Here is an 11,915-nt window from a genome sequence, read left to right as displayed (position 1 = left end):
TCAAAAAAACTAAACACCGGCTGCATTTGAAGTCAACACCTTTTGTAATGGGTTCTGTATGTTCGTATAAACAGACTGTGTTTCAAGGGAACCCACGAGCTCATCCATATCGTGAAAACGAGTCAGCAAGTTTGCTTTACAAGGAAGTTCTCTTAAGTCTAGTAAACTTCTTAACAAATCCGATTTTCCATCTGTTAAAGCATCATGATGCTTTAAACGTGTTTGCAATATGCTCATAAGCTCGGCTTCATTGATCAGGTCTGCTGCTCCAAAAGCGTTAATAAGACCAAACAAGTGATTCATGAAAAAGTAATAGCGGAACCGTTCGACTGCAACTTCATCACTGCAGATCGTAACACTCTTTCGGTTAAGTTCAGGCAGCTGCTCTACTAACAAGTCCGCTTTTGACTCGCTGTAATAATAGCCTTGGTTATCCCGATAATAGAAACGCTTTGGATAGCCGTTCTCCATCTGGACGATCGAATTCTGTTGATGCGCCTCAAGCGCAATACCATATGTTTCATACAGCCAAATCATCGGATCAAGAGCGATCGACAAGTATTCACCAAACCAGTCCTTACTCACTTCCTCTGTTGATCTTTTCTCTTTTTGAGCTAAGTCATGAATGATCGCTGAGATTCGTGAACGTCCGTCAAACCCATGATCTTGGCATAGGCCAGCTACTAAGCTCGCATTTTTATCATTTTCATAAAACGGGTTTTCTCTGATTACCACTTCAAATCCTGCCGTTTCTTTTTCAGTTGGTATGTTTAAGAATGCTGGATCCTGAATGATTTGAAACGACGGAAAGACTTCCTTCAGCTCATGTCCGATTCTTGATTGCATGAGTCTTGAAACCTCAACTCCTCTATGAAGCTCCTTTTCCAAGTTAACGCGCAGAGAATTCGTAATCTTTACAGGCACAGAGAATTTAAACATATATTTAAAATTCCGACTGTACACGGAGCGCATGGAAGATGTTGCAGAAAATTCCTCTCCATATGGACCTATGTATCTTAACTTTCCATCGGTGATCAGCGTTTGAACAGAGAGATCGTTTAAAAGAACGGGAACCTGCAAGGGGTGCACAGGAATAAATATGGATTGATCATCACGTTTTATGTGATTTACAAAATTTTCATCTCTCTGAAGCAGCTGCCATGTAATTTCTTCAGCTGTCACGTTGTCTGCCGAATCCTGATCAACAATCGACCGGTCAGCTTGAAAGAAATGAAGCTGAAACGCTCCCTTAAGTTCTGGAGAATAGAGAGATTCCTGCTCGGCGCTCATGCCTTGTTTGCTTTTCGGCGTCGGGTGAAGAAGATGGCCAAAAAGAAGAGATTGCTCTGCTTCAATAAACGTGAACTCACTGTTCTGTAGAGCATCACTGTCACATTCACGTTCTTCTAAATAGCGCTGTATGTTCTTTTTGCTAAGAATGGCACGCAGCATCAATTCGTCTTCTGCATCCTCACGATTTTGATTCAGCAATAACTCTTTTGAAAGGATCGATACAAGTGAAACGTAATCAAGTGGGATTTCCTTTCCACTCGATTGATAAAGAATAGGAAAGTGAAACAGATGCCTATCGGTCAAAGACCAATGTTTTATTGCTGCAAAAATGGCAGAACCCTGATTAGTTAATGTTACTTTCACCCATCGCTTAGGTGTTTCACCTTTCCAGCCCAGTGGCTTCATCTCATCTTCTATCTCTATAAAATTCCGTGTTTCTCTCAGATAGCAGTTTAAGAAACTCTGCATGCTCATGTTTTCTGCTCGTTGTTTATGATTTGTCATTGGGTGATCCCCCTGTTTTCATACTCTGCTGCAAATTGAGAAATGCTATAAAGAATGTCTTCAATATCTACAATGGTCGTTCGCGGATTCAACAATGTAAATTTTAGAAATACTTGATCCTTCACTTTTGTTTTAGCCACTAAAGCCGTTCCTGTATGAAGGATTTTTTTGTATATAAAAGTGTTCAGCTCATTTAACTTTTCGGGACTTCCAGCACTATAGCGGAATACAATTGCATTGATTTCAGGATTTTTGTTACAAACTTCGAGATTGTCTTTAAGGTCCATCACACCTGCGGCCTGACTTGCTAGATTGAGCGTGTAGTCGATCATGCTGGCAAAGTTCTTTTCACCGACGATTCGAAGTGACATGAATAACTTCAATGCATCAAAACGCCTTGTTGTTTGAACAGATTTGCTCACCAAATGAACCAGACCATCCTCTTCATCATTTTCAGGGTTTAAGTAGTCTGCATGATGTGCAAGATAACGAAAGCTTTCCTTATTTTTCACGAAGAATGCACCACAGCTGATCGGCTGGTAGTACTGTTTATGAAAATCGATCGTGATGGAATCTGCATGTTCAATCCCCGCTAATTTATGAGAATGCTTTTGACTCAGCATTAACGCCCCTCCATAAGCAGCATCAACATGAAGCCAAAGGCCGTGCTTTTCAGCAATTTCTGTAACTTCTGGAATGGGATCGATGCTGCCGAAATCAGTTGTTCCTGCAGTTGCAACGATACACATTGGCAGGAGACCTGCAGCAATTAAACGTTCAATCTCTTCAGTTAACTTGCACGTGTTCATTTTTTTATTGGTATCGGTTGGAACCGTAACTACTGCTTGTTCTCCAAGCCCCAACTGAAATGCTGACTTCTTCACGGTGAAATGAGCATCTTCTGAACATAAAATTCTTAACTTATGTGATTCTGGCGGCAAGCCTTGCATCTTAACGTTCCATCCCCATTGTTTATCACAAAACCGGTCACGGGCTAACAGAAGTCCCATATAGTTGGATTGCGTACCGCCGCTCGTAAACGTCCCATCAGTTGATGAAGTGAGGGCAAGCTTTTCGCTTACCCATTTGATTAAACGCTCTTCCAAATACGTAGCCGTAGAACTCTGATCCCATGAATCCATGGATTGATTAAGTGCACCGATGATCAGTTCCGCCGCAATCGCGGGGATTAATGGCGGACAATGCAAGTGTCCTATACTCGTCGGATGTGACACGTGAATGCTGTTCTTCACGATCTTTGTGAATACATCATCCAGTACAGTGTTAGGATCGTCGCCTTCACTTGATGTTAGCGATAGTGCGTTGAGTTCTTTCTCGATCTCTTTCGGAACTAATCCGGTATAGGCATCTGAGTTATTTTTATAAAATTGACTTAAACGTTGCTGAGTTTCAAAGACGATATGCTGAAAACTCTTTAACCCCTGTTCACTATCATTAAGAAAAAAGCGGTCAAAATCTGTCATGTTCATAAAGCACCTCTATTTAAGTGCGGCTCTTACCGCATCTGTGAAGATGGCAATGACTTCATCCATCTGTTTCTCTGTAATAATGAGCGGTGGCAAGAACCGCACTACACTGCCATGTCTTCCTCCAACTTCCAAAATCAAGCCTCTGTTAAAGCACTCTCTTTGAATACGGCTCGCAAGCTCTGGGTTTGCAGCATGTGTTCCTTTTAAACCTGACGGGATACGCGGGTTCACAATCTCTGCTCCCACCATTAATCCACGGCCGCGAACATCCCCGATTTCAGGAATCTCATTTTGGAGGATGGAAAGTTCAAGCATAAGTTTCTCTCCCATCTCCGCTGCATGCTGTGACAAGTTATGTTCTTTGATGTAACGAAGCGTCGCTGTTCCTGCTGCCATAGCCATCTGGTTTCCACGGAACGTTCCAATGTGTGCACCAGGCCCCCATTTATCCAGCTCACGATCATAAATGACGACGGATAAAGGCAAGCTTCCGCCGATTGCTTTTGATAAAACGAGAACATCCGGCACGATTCCGGCATGTTGAAACGCAAAGAGTTCACCAGTGCGTCCGATGCCTGTTTGCACTTCATCAATGATTAATGGAATGTTACGCTCTTTCGTGATGCGTCGGATTTCACGAAGCCACTCAATCGGCGCCGGAATCGATCCGCCTTCACCTTGAACAACCTCTAAGATCATCGCTGCTGGAGGCAAGATTCCGCTTTCTGGATCATATAAAAGGTTCTCAATATATTTAGCGCTAATTCTTCCCGTATCTTCTCCACCCATTCCGAACGGACAGCGGTATTCATACGGATATGGCATAAAATGCACATCTGGCATTAAGCCCTGCACGTTTTGCTTCGGCCCTAAATTACCAGATAGTGCCATCGTTCCATGTGTTGCTCCGTGATATCCGCCTTGGAACGAAAGGATCGTTCTTCTTCCTGTAGCTGTTTTTACAAGCTTGATCGCTGCTTCAATCGCATCTCCGCCAGTAGGTCCGCAAAACTGAATCTTCGCTCGTTTTGCAAATTCTTTTGGCAAACTATCAAACACTTCACTCACAAATTCTTCTTTCACTGGTGTCGTTAAATCCAGTGTATGTAATGGGCGCTTGTCATGAAGCACTTTCTCGATCGCTTCAATCACTGTCGGATGATTATGTCCAAGGGCAAGCGTTCCTGCTCCTGCTAGACAATCCATATACTTTTTTCCGTCAGCATCTTTTACGTAGATTCCTTCCGCTTCTTCAATCGCGATCGGAATACGTCTTGGATACGATCTTGCATTGGATTCTCGCTTCTCTTGTTGTTTTAGGTAAAGGTCGTTCATTTCTAAATGCAAAGTGCTCATATTTAATCCTCCTAAAGGTTAAATTCTGTGACTGAAAATGATTCTCATTATTGATTACATGTATAACCTTAAATGATAATGATTATCATCGTCAATGATAGTTTTTCCCTAACTTGTTTCCATAAATTTTTATTGCTGCAATTGAGTTGTAGTGCTAAAGTCCTTATGTTTTTGCTGGGAATAGAAGTCCAGTAAAATAAAAAAAGCCGCTCTTCGCGACTTTTAACATCATTTATTTAAATAATAGTAATACGATGCCTTTCTTCCTCTTTCTTTACATCCGGATTTCTCAAAAATACGCTGCATGCTAGTATTTGTTTCGTGTGTGGATCCAACATAATATCTGGCTCCCATATCTTTTAATAGCTGTAACGAACATTTATGTAATATACCTGCATAACCCTTTCCTCGTACTTCTGGCAGGACACCAAAATAAAACAATCGTCCCTCATCCTTCGTTCCAGGCTCAATGTGTGGAATACACACCGCAACAGGGAGTTGTTCCAAATAAAACACACCACAATTCCGCTCCCACCCTAAACCTAGTTCATGTTTCAAAGATTGTAACTGCTCATCGATAGAAAGGGTGGATGCTCTATTTGCTGACCCATGCATCACCCTTTTCCAAAGATCTTTAAATTCCTGTTCTGTCAGATTTGAATTTCCTAAAGTATGATATGAGAAATACGTATCTTCTTCCTGTACGTCAGATAGATTCTTGTAATATTCTACTGAACTGGTAAACATCTCAAATCCACAACATTCTAGATACGAAGCATGTTTTTCGTAAGCATCTGTTCCCTTTTGCAGATGTACACTTACTCGTCTAAGTTTGTTGGCTTTCCCAATTGAAAGCAGCTCAGCTACCAACTGAGAAAATATTTCTGGCTCTACTGTTTGTTTCTGTTCAATCCCTAAATAAGAAGGCATACCATTTAACACTGAAAACGACTTATTCGATATCGTGCTAAGATTACCCATATCTTTTAACACTACTTTCTTTTTTTACTGTATTTACAATTGTATATGGATGACCATACTACTAATATGAATGAATCTTACAATAGCGGGGTATCAGCATGCTTGATTTTTATCAAAGCCAGGAATCATTGACCATTATTGAATGGGTATTAAGGGCTGTTGTCGCCTTTTTCTTTATGGTATTTGCATTGAAGTTGATGGGCCAAAGATCATTTTCACAATTACGTTTGCTAGATTTTATAATGGCACTCATTTTCGGAAACATTATTGCCCATCCGCTATCTGACCAGCATTTGGGACTTAAAGGATCATTCATCACAATGACCGTTCTGGTAATTTTATACGTAAGTACCACTCTGACTGGCTTACATTGGCAACCGTTGAGAAAAATTATTGACCCTGCTCCAATCACTTTAGTAAAAGATGGACAGATCCTTTATAGAAATTTAAATAAAGCCAGAATATCAATCGATGTACTTTATTCAGAACTAAGAAAGCACAGAGTGATTAATATACAAGAAGTGGCACTTGCATTATTTGAATCGAATGGGACCATTACATCCTTTTTAAAACCTTCTTTTCAGACGGTTATTCAGCAAGATTTAAACTTGCCGCCTAAATCATTTGATTATTCTCACATTGTTATTAAAGAAGGGAAACTTAATCCACAAGAACTTGCTGAAACCGGAAAAGATGAAAAGTGGCTAAAAGCACAACTAGAAAAGAGACAAACGAAAATGTCGGATATTTTAATTGCTACACTCGATCACAATGAGCATCTACATCTCATGTACTATAAGTAACCAATTAAAATTTTACTTTTTTAAATTAAACAAAGCGGATGGCATATCCTCCTTCTATTGAAGGAGGATGATGGGTCTTTTTCTTAACAAAACCATTATTTCCTATTTACCCGATAAACTCTGCTAGTTCTTGGTTTACCTTTTCCCACTCTTCCCAAAACAGACCATGACCGCTATTTTTTAAAGGAACGAGTTTTGAGTTTGGAATTCCCTGATTCATGGCAAGAGCCAATGGAAACGGACAGACTTGATCATGTACGCCATGCAGGATGAGAGTGGGCACTTGTATTTTCCCAAGATCTGAAAACAATTCCTCATCACGCAAGGAACCTAAAACGGCAGCAGTGGAATAACCAGCTGCTTCAAGTCCCAACTGAAAAAACCAATCTGAAAACGGGACTGTCACATATTTAAAAAAGAAGAGATCACCAAACCCTGAGAGCATTTTCGGTCTGTCTTTGTATGTGTCCTGAATGAGTGTATTTACTTGTTCGATCGGATTGCCGTAAGGAAAATTAGGTCTTTTGGTGAAACTTGGTGCCGCAGCTCCTAATAAAGCAAGCTTTGAAACACCGTAACTGTTATGCTTTGCCATATATCGGATGGAAATCGCTCCGCCAACAGAATGACCGACTAGTGTAAAATTTTCCAGTTTTAGCGTTTGAACGACAGCATAAATATCATCTGCGAGACGGTCATAAGAATAGCCGGTGTAAGGTTTATCCGATTTACCGAATCCTCTTAAATCAATTCCGATACATCTAAATCCTTGCGATGGTAGCTGATTAAATTGATACTCAAACAATTTATGGTTTGCGGGCCAACCATGTACGAATAGGATTGTCTTCTGTCCGTTTGGATTCACATCTTCTACATAAATTCTAACATCCGGTTCAACTTTTACATAATATCCCATTGTCATTCCTCCATTAAAAGCATATGTAATAACATACTCAAGAAGGTCGAAATGAATGATTGCCTATAATGAAACTTGGTTGATGTCTTGTTGAGGCACAAAAAAAAGACCAGCCGAAGCCAGTCGTTTTATCACATGTTTATTGTTTGTCGAGAACATCAATCATTCGAAGTGCAACACTTCTGCTGGATTGAGGATTCTGCCCTGTAACAAGATTTCCATCTGTAACCGCAAAGTCTTCCCACTTTCCAGCACGCTGGAATTCTGCTCCAAGCTCACGAAGCTTTGTTTCTAATAAGAAAGGCACTTCTTTTGTAAGCTTCATTTCTTCTTCCTCTTCATCCGTAAATGCTGTAACGGTCTTGCCTTTTACGATTGAGGTACCATCTTTAAGCGTTGCTGTCGTTAATCCTGCTGGACCGTGACAAACACTGCCGATCACTTTGTTCGTTTGTGCCATCTGACTTACTACTTCTTTTAATGCGTCACTTTTCGGAAAATCAAAAACAGTGCCATGACCACCAGGCAAGTAGATCGCATCATAGCTTACAGCATCATCTGGAGTTAATTCCGCTGTGTTCTCAAGCATAGAAAGAGCTTCTTTATACGTTTCCTTTTCTACACCTTCTAAACTGTTCGGATCTAGTGGCACACTGCCGCCTTTAATACTTTTTACGGTAATGTCATACCCATTGTCTCGGAACTCATTGAAAGGAACTGCAAACTCCTCTAACCAGAGACCCGTTTTATTGTTTCCAATGTTTTGATGGTTTGTTACGACGATTAGAATTCGTTTTGACATCCTTACACTCCCTTTCATTTCTTTACGCTTATCATTTTTCCCGAATTTGCGCATTTAAAACAAATGGATTTCTTTTTACGGCAGTAATAATATCTTTCCTAATTTCCCTTTATTTTTAAAATAAACTTGAGCCTCTTTGGCATTCTCTAAAGGAAAGGTCTTATCAATAACGGGTTTGATCTTACCTTCTGAAATTGCATCAAGCATTTCTTTAAATTCATCTTTCGTTCCCAGGACAGATCCATACATTGTGATATGTTTTAGATACATCTTTCTAAAATCAAGACTTGTCTGCTGGCCGCCTGCAGATCCTGAGATACAGAACTTTCCTCCATTCTTCAGAACTTCTAGAGATGTGGAAAACAATGCATCTCCTACTACATCAAGTACAGAATCGACTGGTCCCTTATTCACTTCTAATATTTCTTTTGATAGAGAATCGGTTTTATAGGATAGAACGTGTGCTGCTCCTAATTCCTTCATTTTTTCTTTGCTATCTAGATCACCTACAATGGCAATGACCTTCGCACCAAAGACTTTTGAAGCGATTTGAACATTAAGCGATCCAACACCGCCATTAGCGCCGGTTACTACAATTGTCTCACCGGGTTGAACTTGTATTTGATTAACCATATGCCAAGCTGTTAAACCGCTAACTGAAAAAACGGCACTTTCCGTATAGCTTGGAAGAGGCATATCAAAACATAGCTCAGCTGGCCAAACTACATATTCAGCGTAACCCCCGTCATATTCTGATCCTATAAAAGACATGTCCAAAGAAAGATGTTCTGCTCCCTTTTCACCACTCGATGTAAAAGGAAATAAAACAACATCTCTACCTATATGAGACTCACTGACTGACTTCCCGACTTTTACTATTTTCCCTGTTATATCTGAGCCAGGTATACGTGGAAATTGCACGCCTTCTGGTCTCCAACCAGATTGAGAATCCGTACCATAAGCCCCTTCTCTCATCCAGATCTCAGTGTTATTAATCGCACAAGCTTTTATCTTTATAAGAACTTCATTTTCTTTTGGTTCTGGTATGGGAATGTCCACTACTATTAACTTATCAACATCTCCATATCCTGTTACTTGTACAGCTTTCATTAAGACATTCCTCTTCTCTTCATATAAAAAATAGTTTTTCATCAATATGACGACCTATTCTCTTATTATGGGCAAAGCTTTTGTTTTGCATAATATTAGTAAATCTTCCCTCTATAAATGTGATTAAACAAAATAAAAAAATTGTCCTGTACATGTACAGGACAATATATCTTGTTATTCAAATGGTTTATAAAACTCCGGATCGTCCGGATCTGCACCGTTCCGTTTATCTTGATTTAGGGCTGAAATGCGTGTCATATCCTCATTCGTCAGTTCAAAATCAAAGATATCAATGTTTTCTTGAATTCTGTGTTCGGTTACAGATTTAGGAATCGTCACAACACCGTTTTGAAGATCCCAGCGCAAAATGATTTGAGCGACTGATTTATCGTACTTATCTGCAAGCTCAACTAAAGTAGGCTCTTCAAAGATTTCTCCTTTTAATAGCGGTCTCCAAGCTTCTAGCTGGATACCTTGCTTTTTGCAATACAACAAAAGATCTTCCTGCGACAAACGTGGATGGTACTCCACTTGATTGACCATTGGCTTAATTTCAGCATCTGCCATTAAATCTTCAAGATGGTGCTGTTTGAAGTTACTGACACCAATCGCTTTTGCACGACCTTCATGGTAAATCTTTTCAAGAGCTTTCCACGTTTCTTTATACTTTCCTGGTACTGGCCAGTGAACAAGGTAAAGATCGACATAATCGAGGCCAAGTCTTTTTAAACTCGCATCAAATGCCTCAAGTGTTTTTCCATATCCTTGATCAGTGTTCCAAACTTTTGTCGTAATAAACAATTCTTCTCTCGGAACATGTGATTCAGCGATCGCTTGGCCGACACCCGCTTCATTCTCATATAGACTAGCTGTGTCAATGCTGCGGTATCCTTCATCAATCGCCCATTTAATAGACTGAATCACTTCATCCCCGTCTTCAGCTTTATAGACTCCTAATCCGACCCATGGCATTTGAACGCCATTGTGCAGGACGGCACGATCATGAATACTGCTTGTCATAAAGAATCACTCCTTGTTCACATTGTGGCATACTTTTTTTGTACATAAAAGCTGAGGATATTCTCTGTAGGTTGTTGCCTTTTAATCTCTTTGTTTATTCGCTTCTTTGACAAGTTGATTGGAGTGAAAGGTTCGAGACTCTCGGCTAGGACAGGCGGGCAGGTGAGACACTTAAGAGTGAAACGTACGAATGTGGCTCACCGCCTGCCCCGCGGAAAGCGAGAAACCTGAAACGGAAATCAACTACTTTCTAAAGCTACAATGAAGATAAAAAGATTAAACTGAACGAAGCTTGTCCGCAGTTTCAGCTAACCGTTGATCGGCATCATCTTCTATGAGAGATTCACTCCACGTAAACCCGTCATTTTCAAACCGCGGAATAACATGCATATGAAAATGAGTTAAGTCACTAAATTTTCCCCCGTTTTGATTAATTGTAATCCCATCAGGAGTTAAACACATGTTTAATTTCTCAGATATGTATTTTGCCGCTTCCATAACAGCAAATGTCTCTTCATTCGTTAACTCAGTGAGCTCTTTCACATGTCTCTTCGGGAGAATCAGTGTGTGACCTTCGTTAAAAGGGTCAATATCAAGAAAACAATGGACAAGCTCATTCTCGTAAATCGTATGTACAGGTAATTTCGCGTTTGCTAGATCACAACCTAAACAGCTCATCTAAATGAATCCTTTCAATCTAGCAAGCAATAATCCATGTGCCATTTCACTATCTTTCCAAATGCCTTGTTCAATATTGCGAAATGCCCGTTCTACAGGAATATGGAATGCTTGGATCGTCGCTTCCTTTGTTTCGAGCAATTGAGATTTGTACTCAACAATTTCCTTTGTAAAATAAACATGTGTAATGACGTTGCTTAAGCACGCACTTGGCTGAATACTTCCTAAAAAAACAGCTTCCCCGCACACGATCCCAGTTTCCTCTAGCAGCTCTCGCTTTGCTGCACTCATAGGATCTTCATTAACATGCATGCCTCCGCCAGGCAGCTGAATAATCACTTCGTCCACTGCTGGCCGATACTGGCTGATCAAGATCAAGGAGTCGTTTTCTAGCGCCACCATAACTGCAGCTTCATGTGGTATCTCTTTTAGTGTAATACTTCCAAATTCATCTTCGAATACTTCTATCTCTTTATCTCTGCTCTGATATACAAGTTCTTTTTTCAAAATTCCCCCACCTTTTACATCAGTTTCCTCTTAACATTATCCAAACTTGGAAACATTTTCAACTAATAACTTATTGGAAATTTAGTCCAATTAATTATTTACCGGTTGGATTTTAAAGGACTGAGGGAACTTTTAGTAAAACTCTTACGTAGTACATGTAATCAAGTAAAGAGGAGTTTAACATGAAAAAGAAAATCGGCATTATTTTTATTGTCCTCTCATTTGTGTTGTGGCTATTCATTCCCGTCATTCCCTTTTTATCGTTTAGTGCGGGATTAAAAACAGCAATCGTAAGTGGATTGTTCATCGGCGGAGAGGTCTCCTTTTGGCTCGGAGCGCTGCTAGCTGGAAAAGACATTGTGAAAAAGTTTATTCAAAAGTATTGGCGTAAAAAAGACAAGGATGACGATGTAAGATGAGAGACTTCATGTTTCTTACGTTTTGGTAGAATTCTA

At 40.1% G+C, this 11,915-nt stretch carries 12 protein-coding genes; 2 read left to right on the top strand and 10 right to left on the bottom strand.

Features of this window, described 5'->3' with window-relative positions; all coding sequences use genetic code 11:
- Nucleotides 1-9: 9 nt before the first annotated feature.
- From AWM68_RS00885 to AWM68_RS00870, 4 genes are all read right to left on the bottom strand, one after another.
- The gene (locus AWM68_RS00885; protein ID WP_066236188.1) at nt 10-1,797 is read right to left on the bottom strand and encodes an IucA/IucC family protein; all 1,788 of its coding nucleotides are present in this window, start codon (nt 1,795-1,797) and stop codon (nt 10-12) included.
- Nucleotides 1,794-3,287: a pyridoxal phosphate-dependent decarboxylase family protein gene (locus tag AWM68_RS00880; protein ID WP_066236186.1), complete on the bottom strand. Its 1,494-nt coding sequence runs from the start codon at nt 3,285-3,287 to the stop codon at nt 1,794-1,796. Before AWM68_RS00880 ends, AWM68_RS00885 begins: the two co-directional genes overlap by 4 nt.
- Nucleotides 3,288-3,296: 9 nt before the next feature.
- A complete protein-coding gene (locus tag AWM68_RS00875; RefSeq protein ID WP_066236183.1) occupies nt 3,297-4,643 on the bottom strand; it encodes an aspartate aminotransferase family protein in 1,347 nt (448 codons plus the stop codon).
- 228 nt (nt 4,644-4,871) lie between these two features.
- Nucleotides 4,872-5,624, bottom strand: a complete 753-nt coding sequence (locus AWM68_RS00870) for a GNAT family N-acetyltransferase (RefSeq protein WP_156488267.1) — start codon at nt 5,622-5,624, stop codon at nt 4,872-4,874.
- A 98-nt stretch (nt 5,625-5,722) separates the two neighbouring features.
- On the opposite strand from AWM68_RS00870, the gene AWM68_RS00865 reads away from it, so the two are divergent.
- The gene (locus AWM68_RS00865) at nt 5,723-6,427 is read left to right on the top strand and encodes a DUF421 domain-containing protein (protein ID WP_066236179.1); all 705 of its coding nucleotides are present in this window, start codon (nt 5,723-5,725) and stop codon (nt 6,425-6,427) included.
- 106 nt (nt 6,428-6,533) lie between these two features.
- On the opposite strand, the gene AWM68_RS00860 is transcribed toward AWM68_RS00865, so the two are convergent.
- From AWM68_RS00860 to AWM68_RS00835, 6 genes are all read right to left on the bottom strand, one after another.
- Nucleotides 6,534-7,343: an alpha/beta fold hydrolase gene (locus AWM68_RS00860; protein WP_066236176.1), complete on the bottom strand. Its 810-nt coding sequence runs from the start codon at nt 7,341-7,343 to the stop codon at nt 6,534-6,536.
- Between the two features lie 139 nt (nt 7,344-7,482).
- Complete coding sequence (locus AWM68_RS00855; RefSeq protein WP_066236174.1) at nt 7,483-8,145, bottom strand: type 1 glutamine amidotransferase domain-containing protein; 663 nt, start codon at nt 8,143-8,145, stop codon at nt 7,483-7,485.
- Nucleotides 8,146-8,220: 75 nt separating this feature from the next.
- A complete protein-coding gene (locus AWM68_RS00850; RefSeq protein WP_066236172.1) occupies nt 8,221-9,255 on the bottom strand; it encodes a zinc-binding dehydrogenase in 1,035 nt (344 codons plus the stop codon).
- Between the two features lie 174 nt (nt 9,256-9,429).
- On the bottom strand, nt 9,430-10,275 hold the full coding sequence (locus AWM68_RS00845; RefSeq protein WP_066236170.1) for an aldo/keto reductase: 846 nt from the start codon (nt 10,273-10,275) through the stop codon (nt 9,430-9,432).
- Between the two features lie 276 nt (nt 10,276-10,551).
- On the bottom strand, nt 10,552-10,953 hold the full coding sequence (locus tag AWM68_RS00840) for an HIT family protein (RefSeq protein WP_066236168.1): 402 nt from the start codon (nt 10,951-10,953) through the stop codon (nt 10,552-10,554).
- Nucleotides 10,954-11,460: an NUDIX hydrolase gene (locus tag AWM68_RS00835; protein WP_082820514.1), complete on the bottom strand. Its 507-nt coding sequence runs from the start codon at nt 11,458-11,460 to the stop codon at nt 10,954-10,956. It abuts the gene before it with no gap.
- A 182-nt stretch (nt 11,461-11,642) separates the two neighbouring features.
- On the opposite strand from AWM68_RS00835, the gene AWM68_RS00830 reads away from it, so the two are divergent.
- Complete coding sequence (locus AWM68_RS00830) at nt 11,643-11,879, top strand: transporter suffix domain-containing protein (protein WP_066236164.1); 237 nt, start codon at nt 11,643-11,645, stop codon at nt 11,877-11,879.
- Nucleotides 11,880-11,915 lie beyond the last annotated feature (36 nt).

Source organism: Fictibacillus phosphorivorans, from assembly GCF_001619875.1.
Lineage (GTDB): Bacteria > Bacillota > Bacilli > Bacillales > Fictibacillaceae > Fictibacillus > Fictibacillus phosphorivorans_B.
Note: the sequence above shows the minus strand (reverse complement) of the source record. Positions and strands in the feature narration are given on the sequence as shown.

Coding starts and splice junctions, on each gene's coding strand:
- AWM68_RS00885 (WP_066236188.1), bottom strand. CDS start 1,797: ATGACAAATCATAAACAACGAGCAGAAAACATGAGCATGCAGAGTTTC.
- AWM68_RS00880 (WP_066236186.1), bottom strand. CDS start 3,287: ATGAACATGACAGATTTTGACCGCTTTTTTCTTAATGATAGTGAACAG.
- AWM68_RS00875 (WP_066236183.1), bottom strand. CDS start 4,643: ATGAGCACTTTGCATTTAGAAATGAACGACCTTTACCTAAAACAACAA.
- AWM68_RS00870 (WP_156488267.1), bottom strand. CDS start 5,624: ATGGGTAATCTTAGCACGATATCGAATAAGTCGTTTTCAGTGTTAAAT.
- AWM68_RS00865 (WP_066236179.1), top strand. CDS start 5,723: ATGCTTGATTTTTATCAAAGCCAGGAATCATTGACCATTATTGAATGG.
- AWM68_RS00860 (WP_066236176.1), bottom strand. CDS start 7,343: ATGGGATATTATGTAAAAGTTGAACCGGATGTTAGAATTTATGTAGAA.
- AWM68_RS00855 (WP_066236174.1), bottom strand. CDS start 8,145: ATGTCAAAACGAATTCTAATCGTCGTAACAAACCATCAAAACATTGGA.
- AWM68_RS00850 (WP_066236172.1), bottom strand. CDS start 9,255: ATGAAAGCTGTACAAGTAACAGGATATGGAGATGTTGATAAGTTAATA.
- AWM68_RS00845 (WP_066236170.1), bottom strand. CDS start 10,275: ATGACAAGCAGTATTCATGATCGTGCCGTCCTGCACAATGGCGTTCAA.
- AWM68_RS00840 (WP_066236168.1), bottom strand. CDS start 10,953: ATGAGCTGTTTAGGTTGTGATCTAGCAAACGCGAAATTACCTGTACAT.
- AWM68_RS00830 (WP_066236164.1), top strand. CDS start 11,643: ATGAAAAAGAAAATCGGCATTATTTTTATTGTCCTCTCATTTGTGTTG.